14 protein-coding genes and 1 riboswitch are annotated in these 15,865 nt (G+C 50.7%); of the genes, 3 read left to right on the forward strand and 11 right to left on the reverse strand.

Annotated features, from left to right (window positions below; translation table 11 throughout):
• Positions 1–439: 439 nt before the first annotated feature.
• The 10 genes from fliB to thiE all read right to left on the reverse strand — a co-directional run bounded on the left by fliB (position 440) and on the right by thiE (position 9,918).
• Complete coding sequence (gene fliB, locus DXA87_RS14400; protein ID WP_117505081.1) at positions 440–1,615, reverse strand: flagellin lysine-N-methylase; 1,176 nt, start codon at positions 1,613–1,615, stop codon at positions 440–442.
• 73 nt (positions 1,616–1,688) lie between these two features.
• Positions 1,689–2,204, reverse strand: coding sequence for a hypothetical protein (locus DXA87_RS14405; protein ID WP_117505083.1), 516 nt, complete (start codon positions 2,202–2,204; stop codon positions 1,689–1,691).
• A gap of 199 nt (positions 2,205–2,403) precedes the next feature.
• Complete coding sequence (locus tag DXA87_RS14410; protein WP_117505085.1) at positions 2,404–2,940, reverse strand: methylated-DNA--[protein]-cysteine S-methyltransferase; 537 nt, start codon at positions 2,938–2,940, stop codon at positions 2,404–2,406.
• 53 nt (positions 2,941–2,993) lie between these two features.
• On the reverse strand, positions 2,994–4,214 hold the full coding sequence (locus DXA87_RS14415; RefSeq protein WP_117505087.1) for a hypothetical protein: 1,221 nt from the start codon (positions 4,212–4,214) through the stop codon (positions 2,994–2,996).
• A 559-nt stretch (positions 4,215–4,773) separates the two neighbouring features.
• Complete coding sequence (locus DXA87_RS14425) at positions 4,774–5,859, reverse strand: ABC transporter substrate-binding protein (RefSeq protein ID WP_242998104.1); 1,086 nt, start codon at positions 5,857–5,859, stop codon at positions 4,774–4,776.
• A gap of 176 nt (positions 5,860–6,035) precedes the next feature.
• The gene (locus tag DXA87_RS14430) at positions 6,036–6,776 is read right to left on the reverse strand and encodes an ABC transporter permease (protein ID WP_117485407.1); all 741 of its coding nucleotides are present in this window, start codon (positions 6,774–6,776) and stop codon (positions 6,036–6,038) included.
• 68 nt (positions 6,777–6,844) lie between these two features.
• Positions 6,845–7,597, reverse strand: a complete 753-nt coding sequence (locus DXA87_RS14435) for an ABC transporter ATP-binding protein (RefSeq protein WP_117471241.1) — start codon at positions 7,595–7,597, stop codon at positions 6,845–6,847.
• 1 nt (position 7,598) lies between these two features.
• On the reverse strand, positions 7,599–8,261 hold the full coding sequence (gene tenA / locus DXA87_RS14440) for a thiaminase II (protein WP_117505090.1): 663 nt from the start codon (positions 8,259–8,261) through the stop codon (positions 7,599–7,601).
• Positions 8,258–9,067, reverse strand: coding sequence for a bifunctional hydroxymethylpyrimidine kinase/phosphomethylpyrimidine kinase (thiD, locus tag DXA87_RS14445; RefSeq protein ID WP_117505092.1), 810 nt, complete (start codon positions 9,065–9,067; stop codon positions 8,258–8,260). The genes tenA and thiD overlap by 4 nt, the downstream gene beginning before the upstream one ends.
• Positions 9,068–9,282: 215 nt before the next feature.
• Entirely contained in the window at positions 9,283–9,918 is a 636-nt protein-coding gene (thiE, locus tag DXA87_RS14450) for a thiamine phosphate synthase (RefSeq protein WP_117505094.1), read from the reverse strand.
• A gap of 282 nt (positions 9,919–10,200) precedes the next feature.
• Positions 10,201–10,308, reverse strand: a riboswitch (TPP riboswitch).
• A 648-nt stretch (positions 10,309–10,956) separates the two neighbouring features.
• On the opposite strand from thiE, the gene DXA87_RS14455 reads away from it, so the two are divergent.
• The 3 genes from DXA87_RS14455 to phnE all read left to right on the forward strand — a co-directional run bounded on the left by DXA87_RS14455 (position 10,957) and on the right by phnE (position 14,694).
• The gene (locus DXA87_RS14455) at positions 10,957–12,057 is read left to right on the forward strand and encodes a PhnD/SsuA/transferrin family substrate-binding protein (protein ID WP_117505097.1); all 1,101 of its coding nucleotides are present in this window, start codon (positions 10,957–10,959) and stop codon (positions 12,055–12,057) included.
• A gap of 48 nt (positions 12,058–12,105) precedes the next feature.
• A complete protein-coding gene (gene phnC, locus DXA87_RS14460; RefSeq protein ID WP_117505099.1) occupies positions 12,106–12,843 on the forward strand; it encodes a phosphonate ABC transporter ATP-binding protein in 738 nt (245 codons plus the stop codon).
• A gap of 288 nt (positions 12,844–13,131) precedes the next feature.
• Positions 13,132–14,694 (forward strand): phosphonate ABC transporter, permease protein PhnE, encoded by a 1,563-nt coding sequence (gene phnE / locus DXA87_RS14465; protein WP_158553085.1) that lies wholly within the window; start codon positions 13,132–13,134, stop codon positions 14,692–14,694.
• Between the two features lie 252 nt (positions 14,695–14,946).
• On the opposite strand, the gene DXA87_RS14470 is transcribed toward phnE, so the two are convergent.
• Positions 14,947–15,865: S-layer homology domain-containing protein (locus DXA87_RS14470; RefSeq protein ID WP_199537937.1), on the reverse strand; the 919-nt coding region annotated here is incomplete at its 5' end.

Consider the following 15,865-nt stretch of genomic DNA (forward strand, 5'->3'; position numbering starts at 1 on the left):
ACGTTTTATTTGAAATAGCACAATAGGTTAATTTACTGCCTGAATTAAGAGAATAACCCCTCGCTTTCAGCTCAGTCAATTCCCAGCGCCGATGAGTCTCCGGGCACAGGCGCGCCTGGATCCCGGGAGCTGGCTTCCTCTTGGCTCGCAGGAAAATGCGTTGGAAGACAGGGAACACTTGTCTGAGCGTCAGCGAGTTGTGTTCCCTGTTCTCCGTCCTTAGCATTTTTCTGCAAGCTTAGAGGAACCCTTCCGGAATCCCACTAAGCGTCTGCGCCCGGAGACTCATTGGCGCGTACCTCTTGCAAAAAATGTATAAAGAAAGCAAACTCGTTTCCTTAATATTGAAATCCCCCAAAAACAAAATCATTCAGAACCAGATCAAAATGCAGCGATATGTCCGGCTCCGATCACACGAAAAGACCGGATGAAATCATCTCTATTCATCCTCCAACATACATCCTTCCGGCGCATACATCCCAAACAGCCAGTCCTCCAGCGCATTCAGGTTATCATCGGAGTGCTCGATCTCCCTCGCGTACCGCCAGGAGAGTTCCTCCACATCCTGCATGGACAGTTTTTTTCCATTTTCCATCCAACGGACGATCAAAAATTCCTGAATCCACCGGACAGAGAACAGCGCCAGCTCCAGTTTGGAACAGACCATATCGTCATAGACGGCTCCGCAGAAATATGTATACACAAAGAACATCAAAAGCTGCTCGCCCAGATTTTCCCACTCTTCCTTATGGCTGCTCAGCGCCCCATACATCCGGTGAAATTCCTCACAGATCTTAAAATATTCCTCTTTGCTTCCCTGATACAGCCACTTTTCCGCCCCGTCAAGCACCTGATCCCACTCCGGGCGCAGACGTTCCAGGCCATAAAGCACCTGAAGTTCTTCCTTCTGCCACTCCCACTGATGAAAAGATGCCGCATCCACGCCCTTTTCTGAGAGACTTTCCGATATAAACTCCCGCAAGGTTCCCTCCCTGTGATGGCGTTCGCATTCCTGAAGCAGATCATCGATCTCAAACTCTCTTCCTTCCTCCATACAGATCTGGTATCTCTCCGCCAGCTGCTCGCACGCTGCCATACGCAGTGTCAGCGGCAGATTTCGATCCTGTAAAACAGAGAAGAGAACATCTCTGGTGTCTTCCAGCCTCGAAAACATCATAAAATCAAACTCGTCAAAATCATCCTCCTCGTCCGTCTCCTCCTCAAGGAACCGGACCGGCTCCTTACAGGAAAGAATGATCTTCGCCGCCTCCGGGCAGGAAAGGGACAGGGATAATTCCCTGAGTCCCTCAAATTCCTCCGTGTGTCTCGGATAAAGGAGGCAGGTATCGCAGAGCGCGTCCGGTCCCAGTGCCTTATAGAGATCACACAGATTCTCATCATTCAAAAATGCGCACCGCCGTTCATTCTGACAGAAGCACTCCTCTTCCCAGTTGACCAACCCATGCAGGCGTTTTCCAAACTCCCCCTGCACGTTTTTATACTTCTCCAGAGAAGCATCATCGATCATGATCTGCCATCCCGCACAGCAGGTATCCGGGCAGTCTCCGGCCGTACAGGCAAATTTATCGTAAAAGTGTGGTTTTAAATATCGCATCGTTTATTTTCCTTTCTGAATCACATAACTCTCCAACTGCAGCTTTTCTTCCGGCGCATATCTGCGTCTGCCGTTAATGATATTCCCTGTAATAATCATCCGGATCTCCGTATTTTAAAACAGCTTCCTGCTGTTCTTCATCACTCAGACTCCTCATAAACAGCCAGTTTTCCTCATACATATAATGCGGATACCGAAATCTCGTTCTCACAAATGTATTCGTTACATACAGGGCAATGTGTTCATCATACTGTTCCACTTTCTGCTCAAATCCAAGACTGTAAAGAAACCAGTTCCATGCAAAAAACAGGAACAGAAAAACCGCCGCCACGATCACCGGTATCCTGATAATCCTTCTCATCCAGCCGTCGAATTTCTTTCTGATCCATGCCATCAAAAAAAATGTCCCCGCTGTCAGCACGATCTGCCAGAACACGCAGAGCCCAAGTGCAATGGCGATCGCCCTGTCAGGGATATAATACCAGCCATCACGCAGCCATTTTTCACCTGAAAAAAAGAGAATTGTGACCACACCGAACACACCTGCTGCAGTCAGCAGTATATAGAGCCATTTTTTCTGTATCTTCATGCCGCACCTCAACGCAATCTAAATTCTTCCGCTACCATAATATCATAAAAAACAGGTGTAATGCAAAATTTTCACATTTCTACACTACACCCGTCATTTCGTATGTTACTGTTCGCGCCTTGCGCAAACAGTAACTGTATATTTTGCTCACAGCTCAAAAGACGAAACCATACACGTGAACATCCAGCACTTCTCAACACTACAGCGCTGTTCCTTTCTTAGGCACAAACATCCCGGACATGTCCGTCTGTTCCAGTTTCAAAAGCCCGATCTTCTTCTCAATTCCGCCCGCATACCCCGTGAGACTCCCGTTCGTTCCGACCACCCGGTGGCATGGAATCAGGATTGAGATCGGATTGTGGCCGACTGCGCCTCCGACGGCCTGGGCTGACATGTGCTTTTTTCCTGTCATCTCAGCAACTTTTCTGCCGATTTCTCCGTAAGTCATCGTCTTCCCGTACGGGATCGTAAGCAGGATCTTCCAGACCTCTTTCCGGAATTCTGATCCTTCCGGTGCCAGCGACGGAAGAAACTTCGGATCTTTTCCTGCGAAATAAAGATCCAGCCACTCTCTCGTCTGCTTCAAAACAGGTGTTTCCTTCTCCTCTGTCTCGTTCTCTTTTAACCCGGAAGCAAAATACTTCTGCCCCTCAAACCAGACTCCCTTTAATCCATCTTTATCTGCTGCCATATAGATCATTCCAAGCGGTGAATCATAGTGCGATATAAAGATCATATTCTGTGCCTCCTTCATTTATCGTATTCGCCAGTCATGCTGCATCTTCTTTATCATGCTCTCTTTCCAAGCCATACAGCCACCCCGAAATGCACCAGACAGACCGCAGCTCCCAGTACAAACACCCACTCCGGACCGACAAACTTCCAGACAGCTCCTAAAAGCCCGGAGACCGTCACGGCCAGCACATGATCCACACTGAGCCCAAACGACAGGTTCTCCATCACGTCCGCCGGAGAGTCGCTGAGTTTTTTCATTAACATCACATGAACCGCGTTAAAATGATCTGCGATCATAATAAAAATATATGCCGTGAACGCAAAGATCTGCTCCACTCTCCCCGTAAACACACCTGACGTGATCCCATGGACCGCCCAGGCTGCATACAGAAAGATCGCCCCGATCGTCACACTCTCCAGAACAAGTCCCTTTTTCACACCATACCGATCGAGAAATTTTCCGATCTGCGGAGCAAACATACTGCTGCCAAAATGCGCCACGATTCCAAGAAGCGCCACCGTATCTGCCCCCATCGCAAGGAGCTCGATAATGATCCACGGTGCAAACACCAGACGCATCCGTTTCTGGAAACCATAAACCCCTGTAACGATATAATAAGGAATGTATTTCTTCTTAAGCGGCAGTCCTTTTTTCTTCTCATCATGCTTCCGCACATCAAGGGCCGGAACCTCTCTTCTCAGTCTCCACAGGAAGAATAACGCCGCCGCAACGACTACAAGTGACACGCAGAACGACGGAACGATCGATCTGTCCGCCCGGAACCAGAACGCCCCGTACCGGAACCCGATAAATACAAGCAATGATGCCGCCATGGACCCCATCGTCGCATATCCCCGGTATTTTCCGAGAAATGTTCCCGTCTTCCCCTCATCCGCGAGATCCATCGCGATCGCATCCCGGACCGGCATGACAATATGATCCCCGAGAGAATAGGTAAACACAAACAGCTGCATTAAGAGATATCCCGGAGATAAAAGACCAAGGACAAACATTCCCACCGCATACAGGCAGAAACTGATCATCGCCAACGTCAGATTTCCACATCCCGACAGCGCCGTGATCACAAACACTCCCACAACTCCCGGCAGCTCCCTCGGGATCTCCAAAAGCCCCCTCTGCACCGAGTCCACCTGATACACGCCCTTAAAATAATTCGAGATAATACTGCCGCCAAATCCGTTCGCAAACGTAAACAGGACGAAAGCGATCAAAAACAGCCGCCTTGCCCTCTCCTTCTTCATCTGTTCCGCCATAACCTTCCTCCCATTTAATCTCGTCAATATCCAGCACAGGACTGCCTCTGGACGCGATGACTGATTTTCAAAAACCGAAACAGTACAGTTTTCCTCCATCCAGACATCTCTTTTTTCTTCGAAAAAACGTTATCTAACCTCAATTATAATACATATCGTTCATATGAACAAGCGTTCTTTTCCACAGTAACAACTATATACATCATCCAGATCTATACTTAAATCTTCAATCCCCAGCGCAGGTCAGCCTCCGGAACCGGGTGCCTGATTTACAGGCCTGGCTTCCTCTTGGCTCGCAGGAAAATGCGTTGGAGGAAATGGGGCGCTTGTCTGAGCGAAGCGAGTTGCGTCCCATTTTCTCCGCCCTTAGCATTTTTCTGCAAGCATAGAGGAACCGCCTGGAAATCGACAGCACCAGGAGCCGGAAGCTGACCTGCGCGTACTTCCGCCAAGTTGACTCAACCTCTCTTTTCCTGACTCAAACCAACAAAAATACCGGAACAGCAGTCTCCCCGCCATCCCGGTATTTCTCAATTCCTATAAAATTTCCCCAAGGAACCTACTCCCCGAGGTCCACCATCACATCAGAAACCTCAACCTTCTGATCGATCAGTCCACTCTCAAGCATCCAGTCGATGTTCTCCTGCCAGCACTCCTCCGTCTGTGTCAGGAACGGAACATCCTTCGTCTCCATAAGCGGCAGCAGCGTCTCACAGGATTTCTCCTCTACGCTCTGCGTCAGCGGGAAATCCTCCTCATTCTGGTTATTCATGAGGATCGCGAGACAGCCGTCCGGATCATTCTTGAAATCCTCGAAGCCCTTTGCGGAAGCTCGAAGGAAACCCTTTAAGACCTCCGGTTCCTTCTCGATCATCTCATTGTTTGCGAGGAACACTTCCTCATAATAATTCGGAATGCCATACCCGTTTGCCATGAAATAGTTGACGTCAAAGCCCTCTTCCTCCAGCTGCGGAACCTCATGGTTCACAAGACAGCCGATGGTGGCATCCACGTTGCCTGTAGTCATGGAGCTCATCAGGTCAAATCCAACGTCGATCAGATTTACATCTGACGCGTCCGCGCCCACATACTCCATCATGGTCTTTACAATGGACTCACTGAGAGCTGTTCCGCCGTATCCAACTGTCTTTCCGACAAGATCGGACGGGCTTGTAATATTCTTATCCTTTAAAGAAAGTACAATGCTCAACGGAGACTGCACGATTGCGCCGATGGACTTGATCTTCGTTCCCTGATTTGCAACCGCCTGGATCACATCCTGCTGATAATACATTCCGATCTCCGCCTTGCCGGCAGCGACAAGTGCCAGCGCATCATTTGCGTTCGCCGGGAAGCGGACCTTCACATCAAGTCCTTCTTCCGCATAATATCCGCGCTCGATGGCGGTGTAGATAAAGGTGTGGATCGCGTTCGGATACCAGTCCAATACCACATTGACCTCACGGAGATCCTTTTTCTCATCAGAAGCAGCCGCTGTCTCTGCCGCGCTGCTGTTTTCCGCTGAAGCGGCTGCCGCTGCCGTCGTCTCCGCTGTCTTTGTCTCACTCTTACCGCAACCTGCAAGTACTGTCATACTGAAAGCCGCAGCCATCACCGCTGCAGCGATTCTCATTCCTTTTTTCATGTCATTTCCTTTCGTTATCAAAATAATTTGTCCAGTTCTTTCACTGGTCGGCCAGAATTTCATGTTATGCATTCCATAGATACTGATTCTGCCCAACTCATTTCCATATAATCGCAAAATTCTGCCAGGAGCTTGAACTTCCGCTTTCCAGACCGAAAGACAACTTCTGTCATTTTCTACTCATTTCTCCAGTGAATGATCCGTTTTTCAAGCAGTGTGACTACCCAGACAGCCGCCATCGCTGCCACCGATAACAATAAGATCGGTGCGAACACTCCGGCTCCATCAAGCTGTGTCATCATCCTCCTGCTGAAGTATCCAAGTCCGCTCTGCGCTCCCAGCCATTCACCGATGGCCGCTCCGATGATCGATAACGGGACTGCCATCTTGATCGCCGAGAAAAAGCAGGGCAGGACAGCCGGAACCTTTAACTTCATAAAAATCTGGCGTTTATCCGCGCCAAAGGTAAACAAAAGCTCTTCCATCTCCGTCTTCACCGACTTAAATCCGTCGAATACCGTGATCGTGATCGGGAAAAATGTGATCAGCACCGTCACAAGCACCTTGCTCCAGATCGTATATCCGAACCAGAGTACAAAAAGCGGTGCCAGAGCTGTCGTCGGGATCGTCTGGGACGCGATGATAAGCGGATAAAGTGCCTTTTCCGCTGTCTCGCTGGCATCCATCAGAACGGCCAGACCAAGGCCAAGAATAATGGAGATCAGAAGTCCGATCCCCACCACCGACATCGTTGCCGGAAGGTGTGCCTTAAATAACGGACCTCTAAGCTCCCAGAGCCGTACCACCACCTGGGTCGGTGACGGCAGGATATACGCCGCGTCGATTCCCATAGCCGCCGCCTGCCAGAAGATCAGCAGAGCTGCCACCAGAATCGCCGCCGGAAGGTTTGTACTCAGAAAATTATGGGTCTGTCCGCGCGAAGCCCCGGAAGGAACCCGCGCATGATCCTTCTTCATCTTCTTACTCATGACGTCTCCTTCCTCAGCATACCGATCAGCTCCTCCTTCAGGGACAGGATCTCCGGTTTCCGAAGCTCGTCCCTGGATCTCGGATATTCTGCCGGGACATCAATGGACCGCAGGTGGGTGATCGGTGATTCCTCTACGACCAGGATCCGGCTGGACAAAAAGACCGCTTCCTCCACATCGTGTGTGATAAAAAGGACTGTCTTTTTCTCCCTCTCCCACTGCTCTAAAAGCCATTCCCGCATGGAGATCCTTGTCAGGTAATCGAGGGCTGAAAATGGCTCATCGAGAAGCAGAAGGTCGGAACCCGTGAGCACCGTTCTCGCAAACGCCGCTCTCTGGCGCATGCCGCCGGAAAGTTCCTTCGGCGTCTTATCACCCCAGTCCTTAAGACCAACCGATTCCAGTGCCGCGTCCGCTTTTTCTCTCATCTCCGTTTTCGAATATCCGCCCCGGATCTCCATCGGCAGCAGGAGATTCTCCCTCACGGTCCGCCATGGAAATAAAAGATCCTGCTGCGGCATGTATCCACAGTAGTTTCTCTTCTTCTCAATGGACTCGCCGTCCACCAGGATCTCGCCGGAAGCCGGCAGAAGGAGCTTGTTCACAAGCCGGAAGATCGTACTCTTACCACAGCCGGAAGCGCCGATGACGGACACGAATTCCCCGTCCTGTACATCGAAGGAAAGGTGGTCAATGATGGAGAAATCTTCCACATCATATTGAAAGCTTACATTGTCAAATTTCAGCATCCTACTGCCTCATTTCCCATGCCATATCCCAGAATGCCGCCTCATAGCGGGAGCATGCTGTAAAGATCTCTACAAGATGCTGTTTCCGCTTCTCGGAATAGTCCTCCGCCAGGCGGTTCATCAGATCAGCCAGCACCTCATTGTCCTCGTGGTAGGAATCGGACGCATATCCGCTGACCCATTCCCCATAGAACTCATGCTTATCTGCAGCCGGATACTCCGCAAGGATCTTCTTCGCGATAAACTCATAGCTTAATGCGCAGGAAAGGATCGCCGCCATGACCTCCGCCTCTCCTTCCTCGTAAGCGACACGAAGCATATAGGAGGTGTAGGACAGATTATCAAGAGCGACCGGTGTCTGCTCCGCCTCCTCCTTCGCGATTCCAAGTCTCGTCATGTACGCGCGGTGGATATCCATCTCACCGTCCAGGATCGAATGGGTATAACCCGCGAACAGGCGCATAGCGTCGAGGTTTTTCGCCTTCGCCGTGCCGATGGAAAATACCTTTGTATAGTCAAGAAGATACAGATAATCCTGTATCATATAATATTTAAATTTTTCGTGGTCCAGGCTGCCGTCCGCGATTCCTTTTACGAATGGCTTTTCATTGTAGCCTGCCCATATCTCTTTTGTCGCCTCAAGAAGGCGTTCTGTCATCGTCATACATATTCCTCCGCAAATCCTTTTCCGCGGAAATCAAATCCATGGTCCATCGGGCCGGATCCGTGTCCAAGGTCCAGCATGGCTGCAAGCGCACCGGAAATGTACGCTTTCGCGCGCTCCACTGCGGTGTCGAGGTCATAGCCTTTTGCAAGGTTGGAGGCGATGGCACTCGATAAGGTGCAGCCGGTCCCGTGGGTGTTCGGGTTGTCGATCCGCTTTCCGTTGAACCAGCGGTAACCGCCGTCCCGGTATAAGAGATCGTTGGCATCATTTAACTGATGACCGCCTTTGCAGAGAACCGCACAGTGATATGTCTCACTGATCAGTTTTGCCGCCGCGATCATGTCCTCGGCGGACTTTACTTCCATTCCTGATAAAACTTCTGTCTCCGGGATATTCGGGGTCAGGACCGCCGCTAACGGAAACAGACACTCTTTTAATGTGCCGATGGCATCGTCGCTGATCAGCTTTGATCCGCTTGTCGCCACCATGACCGGGTCCACAACGATATTTTCTGCTTTGTACTCATGAAGCTTCTTTGCGATGGACCTGATAAGTCCCGCAGAAGAAACCATGCCGATCTTTACCGCGTCCGGACGGATGTCCGTAAATACGCTGTCGATCTCCTGTTCCAGGAATTCCGGTGTTACCTCGAAAATCCCCTGGACGCCGGTCGTGTTCTGGGCCGTCAGTGCTGTGATCGCGCTCATTCCGTATACTCCGTTTGCGATCATCGTCTTTAAATCGGCCTGGATGCCGGCGCCTCCGCTGGAATCACTTCCAGCGATCGTTAATGCTGTCTTCATCATAAAAAACTCCTTTCAGGCATCAATAACTTTTTATTAGGCGACGCAAGGTGGTGCCCCCAATGTGCCGCCGCGGAAGTATATTTCCGCTTGATCTATTCCAAAACCCAGAGGGAAAATTGCTGCTCTGTGAATTTAACATTCATATTTTCAGGCAAGTAGTATTTTTCTTCTGGCTTATTGGCTTGTTTGAATGTAGTGTTTAAAAAATTATATTATAAGATTTCTCTTACCGCCTCTTTCAGTTCTCGTGTCGCCTTCTCAATATCCTCCGCCGCAAAGATCGCGCTGACGACCGCAACGCCGTCCACGCCGGTTCCCTTAAGGGGCTCCAGGCGGTTCTTATTGATTCCGCCGATGGCTACCACCGGAATATCCACCGCCTGACAGATCTCAGAGAGTACCTCCGGTGTCACCGCTGTGGCGTCCTTTTTTGTTCCTGTCGGATACATTGCTCCGACGCCGAGGTAATCTGCCCCGTGCTTTTTCGCAAGAAGCGCCTGTTCCACCGTCTTACAGGAAACACCGATGATCTTATCCGGTCCCAGCTTTTCCCTCACTTTTCCAGTTTCCATATCGCTCTGTCCCACATGAACGCCGTCCGCGTCTATCTTAAGAGCGATATCCACGTTGTCGTTGATCACAAAGGGAACATGATATTCGGCACAGAGCTTTTTGATCTTCTTCGCCTCTTCTAAAAACAGTTCCTCATCCAGCTCTTTTTCCCTCAGCTGAACGAATGTTGCTCCTCCCTTTAAAGCCTTTTCCACCTGGCTCTCCAGAGTCTCACCATTTAACCACGCGCGGTCTGTCACCGCGTAAAGCAGCATATCTTCCGGTCTGCAGTTCATATCTTCTACCTCCTACAATACATGAAACGCGCCTCGCACATTCCCGCTCCTCGCGCGGCCGCTTGCGACGATCTACATCTTCGCACGAGTGCACAGCATTGGCACGTCAGTACCTTTTGTGTAATAGGGAATTCCCCGGAATTCCTGTTATAACAAGTGAAAACACGCTTCGCGAGTTTCCCCTTGTTATCGCGACAGTCGCCAAGGTCTCGCGCAAGCGCGGACTTTGGCTCGTTGTTCGCGTAAAAAAAGGAGACACCCGCAGGTATCTCCACTTCTACTCTTTCTCTTCAGCAGCTTCCTACGTTGGCATGATCCAAATCAGGTATACGGGTCTTGGCGATGCAGCCAACTCTCAGCCTGATCCGTCAGGCTCCCCGGTCTGTTTATTTTCTTTTTTCTGACAAGACTTACTATATACTTTCCGCGCGGAAAAGTCAAGTTTGCACCCGGTTTCGTACATGCTTTCGTACATGCTTTCAAGACTGCGAATTTCGCATGGATCCATCGATATTTTTCATATATTCCGTGCAGCCTGCTTACAGCCTTGTGTTCCCCGCCCATCGCTTTTTCCCGGCGGCCTTTCAGAAATTTCCTCTCTTGCCTTTTTCCATCTCCTGTGCTACAATCCAAATCGGTTAACGGAATGCAGCATGAGGGGGAGCGCCCTGGTGCTGCGGTCAATTCAATTACTTGATGACGAAGACCAGATTGCGAGGGAGTCCGTGTTCCGGGCTGAGAGGATCCCAGAAAGGATCGACCGTCCCATGCTGCGGATCCATGTCCGCGGCTTGTCAGCATTCTGCCTGAAAGTCATTTTTACGGCATGCTGCAGAAGGCATGCCTTTTTCTTTATCCGCCTGTATCTTCAGGATCCATGGCAGCTGAACGCGTTCTATTTCATTTTATTCGGAACACTCACGCTCCCACAGCGTCTTGACCATTGGCGGATATTGAAACTATTTCACCGTATTTCCCGGTGTCCCATTCTTTCAGCAGAAAATATATTCTGCCCTGACGGGCTATGGAGGTATTATTATGAGAAAATTTGTTGTACCAGCTCTCTCCCTGGCGCTCTGCCTCGGACTCACTGCAGGATGTTCTTCCAAAACGGACGCACCGGCTGCTTCCACAGGGGAGACCACATCTGCCGCTTCTGCGGAAAGCACTTCTGAAGCAGCCGCTTCCGCAGAGACAAAATCCATCGATTCCTTAAAGATCGCCTTCTCCCCATACGCAGATGCAGATACGATCACCACTGCCACAGAGCCGTTAGAAAACCTTTTAAAAGAGACACTGCTTAAAAAAGGCTACGATGTCAAAGACATCGACATGACCGTCGGAACAAGCTACACCGCTGTCGGCGAGGCATTGAGCGCTGGAAGCGCCGATATCGGCTTCATCTCCGGAGGAAACTATGTCCTGTTCTCCGATGACTGCGACGTTCTCCTCACGGCTCTCCGCTACGCCATCAACAAGGACTCCGAGGATCCGAAGGAATGGAACGACGGCACCATCGAGGAAAACACAGACAAAATGAGCACATATTACCGCTCCATCATTCTCGCGGGACCAAGTGAAAAAGGTCAGGAGCTCTTAGCAAAAGTCAACAACGGCGAGGAACTTACCTGGGATGACTTAAACAGCGCCACCTGGGCAGTCATGGGACCGACCTCCGCGTCCGGCTACATTTATCCGTCCTTATGGTTAAACGAGCACTATGGAAAAACCATCGCTGACCTCGCGAATGCAGTCCAGTCCGATTCCTACACCACATCCCTTGCCCGCCTCGCCTCCGGACAGGCAGACCTCATGGTCTCCTATGGCCATATCCGCACAAAATATGCGCCGGACTGGAAAGAGAAATTCGGCGGCACTGATGATATGGTAAAGCAGACAGGCATCATCGGCGTCACAGAGGGAATCTACAATGATATGATCGCATACAGCAAAACTTCCGACCTTATGCAGGACGCTGACTTCCGTCAGGCTCTCGGCGATTCCTTCATCGAGATCGCAGGAACCGATGAAGGCAAAGACATCATCAAAGTCTTCAGTCAGGTCGGCTACGAGTGGGGCGATGACGCGAACTATGACGGCGAGCGTGCTGCACAGGAAATGCTGAAAGCTATGAACTAAACAGGTTCCAATTTTTACTGATTCATTATTTGTAAGGCAGGTATCTTCATGGAAATCGTTCTTCAGAACATTGGAAAACAATTTAAAAACGGGACACGCGCCCTGGACCATGTAACCTTTACCATCCCTCAGGGCGAGTTCGTCTCCGTGATCGGTCCGTCCGGAGCTGGAAAAACCACCCTGTTCCGGATCTTAAACGGCATGGAGACGCCGGGGGACGGGGCTGTCCTTTTTGATGGCAGCGACATATCGTCCATGTCCGGAACTGCCAGGAAGAATGTAAAGAGATCCATCGGCACCATCTATCAGGATTTCTATCTCGTGGAAAATTCCACCTGCCTTGCAAATGTGCTCACTGCCTGTCTACCGGATATGGGATTTTTCCCCGCTGTGTTCGGAATCTACGGAAAAAAGCGCCGGGCAGAAGCACTGAAATTTCTTGACCGCGTGGGACTCTTGGAAAAATCAGAAGAACCGGTAAAAAATCTCTCCGGTGGTCAGAAACAGCGCGCCGCCATCGCGAGAGCCCTCATGCGTCATCCAAAAATCCTGCTGGCTGATGAGCCCGCCGCCTCCTTGGATCCGGTCACCGGGCGGCAGATCCTGACACTTTTAAAGGAGATTCAGGAAAAGGATGGCGTCACGATTCTTATGAACAGCCATAACCTTGAATTTTCTCAGGAGTTTTCCGACCGAATCATCGGGCTGAAGGACGGAAATGTGGTTTTTGATGGAAAACCGGGCGAAATGAATGAGAATATATTAAGAACGATTTATCACGAGTAAGTGTATATACTATTTACCTCATTATAAGTTTATCTCAGTCGAGAAGACTCCCACCTCTTTAGGTGGTGAGTAATAGCAAATTTGTCTCAATGGGAGTTAGGTCTCCGACTGAGATAAACGCCCCGTGAGGATGCGCAGTGATTCTGTATGGAATATGTCAGCTTTGCTGACCAGAATCACGCGCCAAGTCTCACGGACGTTCGACTTGAATATTTTATATGTATATAAAAATCAGATCAAAAGATAATTTTAGACTCAGTATACATGTTTCAGAGGAGGAAGCAATCCATGTACAGAAATCGAAAAAAATATATAAAACCTGCCGGCTGGTTCCTCTTCCTTCTCTGCTTTTACGCCGCCGCTTCCTTCACCGGATGTGATCCGGCTCTTTTTATTTCAAGGAGCTCCCATCTTTCAGATCTGGCGGCCGACATGATGCGGCCGGATCTCTCCTTTTTTCCGAAGATCCTGCTGCCTCTCTTTTACACAGTCCAGATGTCTGTGACAGGCACCGTGACAGGATCCGCTCTGGCACTGATCATTTCCCCTTTCGGCGCTGTGCCCCTGCAGTTTCCATCCTGGGCAAGGCATTTGCTGCGTCTCCTGATCCAGGTACTCCGGTCTTTTCCGGCGCTGATCCTGGCGCTCGCCGCGACCTTTCTCTTCGGACTCGGAACCTTTGCTGGAACCTTCTCGATCACGCTCTACACCTTTGCGATCATGACGAAGCTCACCTACGAGGATGCGGAACATACGGACACAGCCCCCTATCAGGCCCTTATCTCTATGGGCTGCGCCCGTTTCCCGGCATTTATCCATGCCGTCCTGCCGGAGATTTTGCCCGCGTTTCTGACAAACGCCCTGTACCTCTTTGAAACGAATGTGCGGCACAGCTCTATCCTCGGATACGTAGGGGCAGGCGGGATCGGCCTGATCCTAAACGAAAAGATCTCCTGGCGGGAATTCCACAAGGTCGGAACGATCCTGCTGCTGCTCTTTCTCACCGTCTGTGTCATCGAATCCGCGAACCGGTATTTTACAGCTGTGATCCACAGCGGACAGATCGCAGAACTTTTTTCAGGCAGAAAGGACTTGTCCAAAAAGACCCGTATCTCTGGACGGATGATCCTTTTCGGTTTTGCAGTGCTCTTCCTCTTCTGCCTAGCGACACAGACTCCGCCGGATTTTTCAAGAACAAGTGCCGCTGCCTTAAAAAGTATGGCAGCCGGACTCACGCATCCGGACTGGACCTTCTTTTTCTCCACAGAGAAAGACGGGCTCGGCTACCTTCTCCTTGAGACCATCTGCATCGCTATCGTCGGAACATCCATCGGTGCTTTCCTTTCCGCACCCCTTGCCTTTCTCAACACACGACGCTTTGTCCCGGCGCCGGCTGCTTTTTTCTTTAACCTGATCATCATGGCGATCCGGTCGATCCCGTTCCTGATCTACGGACTGATCTTTATCCGGGTCTCCGGTCCCGGCGCCTTCACAGGTGTCCTGACGTTAGCCGTCTGCAGCATCGGACTTCTCACAAAGCGCTTCACCGAATGTCTGGAGGCCATCGATCCCGGCCCGTACCGGGCGCTCCTCGCCATGGGTGTCCATCCGGTTCCAGCCATCTGCCACAGCGTTCTCCCGCAGATCGCCCCGGCATTCTGCTCCGCCGTCCTCTACCGCTTTGACGTCAATATCCGTGAGGCGTCCGTTCTCGGACTCGTGGGGGCAGGCGGGATCGGCGCACCGCTTATCTTCGCGATGAACCAGTACGACTGGAATAAGGCTGGAGCGATCCTTTTGGGACTGATTCTGCTTGTGTGGGGCGTGGATATTCTGTCTTCACGCAGATAAAATAAATCCCTGCTCTTTCATCTCTTTTTAGGACTGTTTGCAGAAATTCCATCCTGCCCAGAAATATGCTTTCTACAACTGACGTCCAGCATGAACTACATAGATTTTATAAATAGTAAAAAGACCTTTTGACACAAAATAATCAACGATGTCAAAAGGTCTTTTATTCATTTTTTGACCCGGACACACAGGTCATCAGCCGCCTGTGCTCAGGTTCCACCTTTTACCGGATAGTCAGCCCGATGTATCGTCTCAGCTCGCCGGTTTCACCCATTCTGTCGCACCTGTCGATGCAGCAACAGGTTTCAGTCCCTGTTTTTCTACAAATTGATGGAGCATCTCCGCAGTCTCAGCGCGGGTAACCGTGCCCTTCAGATCAAGAAGATCGCTATCGGCTGCCATGCCACTCTGCGTGGTATCATAACCCTTGACCTGTGCATAGCGATAAAAGATCGATGCAAGCTGTTCACGCGTAACAGGATCATCCGGCCCAAATTTCTTGCCGTCAAAGTCTCCCATAATACCGTTTTGCTGTGCCCAGGTTACCGCATCGTAAAGCCCTACGGTGCCGGGACCATACTCAACATCCGTAAAGTGGTTCTTTCCCTCAACGGCAGGGCTGCCCGCCATACGGTAGAAGATCACCGCGATCTGGGCACGGGTGATATTGGTGTTCGGTGCAAAGGTCGTTGCGCTGATTCCGGACATCAATCCCTTCTCATAGACAAACATCACAACCTTATAAAACCAATCGTTCGCATACACATCTGTAAATGGATTCGTCCCTGCGTCTGGATCGCTCTTTATCCAGCCGGCGTAAACCGTCCTGTTTCCGATCGTCCTGAGTTCCGTGATCCTCTGTGTCAATGCCTGGTCGGAATACCAGCCGGTAAAATCATAGCCCTCACGGGTCGGAATATAATCGGAAAGGCTGACCGTCTTACCGTAGGTTCCCCCAATTGCACTTATGCCGCCGCCACCGTTCGCATGGAAGTTCAGCGTATAGCTGGTGGTATCATCGCTGCTTCCGGAACTGCTGCTGTCCTTTTTCGGGGTCGTCGGGACCGTTGGAATCGTGGGTGTCGTTGGAATCGTAGGTGTCGTCGGGGTCGTGGGTGTCGTCGGGGTCGTAGGTGTCGTCGGGGTCGTAGGTGTCGTCGGGGTCGTCGGG

The sequence above is a fragment of the Desulfotomaculum sp. OF05-3 genome (genome assembly GCF_003435535.1).
In the GTDB taxonomy this organism is placed as follows: domain Bacteria; phylum Bacillota; class Clostridia; order Lachnospirales; family Lachnospiraceae; genus Pilosibacter; species Pilosibacter fragilis.

Bases quoted from the DNA above. Each gene is read 5' to 3' on its own strand.
- thiD (WP_117505092.1), bottom strand. From the start codon at position 9,067: ATGAAGACAGCATTAACGATCGCTGGAAGTGATTCCAGCGGAGGCGCC.
- thiE (WP_117505094.1), bottom strand. From the start codon at position 9,918: ATGAACTGCAGACCGGAAGATATGCTGCTTTACGCGGTGACAGACCGC.
- DXA87_RS14435 (WP_117471241.1), bottom strand. From the start codon at position 7,597: ATGCTGAAATTTGACAATGTAAGCTTTCAATATGATGTGGAAGATTTC.
- fliB (WP_117505081.1), bottom strand. From the start codon at position 1,615: ATGCGATATTTAAAACCACACTTTTACGATAAATTTGCCTGTACGGCC.
- DXA87_RS14415 (WP_117505087.1), bottom strand. From the start codon at position 4,214: ATGGCGGAACAGATGAAGAAGGAGAGGGCAAGGCGGCTGTTTTTGATC.
- phnC (WP_117505099.1), top strand. From the start codon at position 12,106: ATGGAAATCGTTCTTCAGAACATTGGAAAACAATTTAAAAACGGGACA.
- DXA87_RS14455 (WP_117505097.1), top strand. From the start codon at position 10,957: ATGAGAAAATTTGTTGTACCAGCTCTCTCCCTGGCGCTCTGCCTCGGA.
- DXA87_RS14410 (WP_117505085.1), bottom strand. From the start codon at position 2,940: ATGATCTTTATATCGCACTATGATTCACCGCTTGGAATGATCTATATG.
- tenA (WP_117505090.1), bottom strand. From the start codon at position 8,261: ATGACGATGACAGAACGCCTTCTTGAGGCGACAAAAGAGATATGGGCA.
- phnE (WP_158553085.1), top strand. From the start codon at position 13,132: ATGTACAGAAATCGAAAAAAATATATAAAACCTGCCGGCTGGTTCCTC.
- DXA87_RS14405 (WP_117505083.1), bottom strand. From the start codon at position 2,204: ATGAAGATACAGAAAAAATGGCTCTATATACTGCTGACTGCAGCAGGT.
- DXA87_RS14425 (WP_242998104.1), bottom strand. From the start codon at position 5,859: ATGAAAAAAGGAATGAGAATCGCTGCAGCGGTGATGGCTGCGGCTTTC.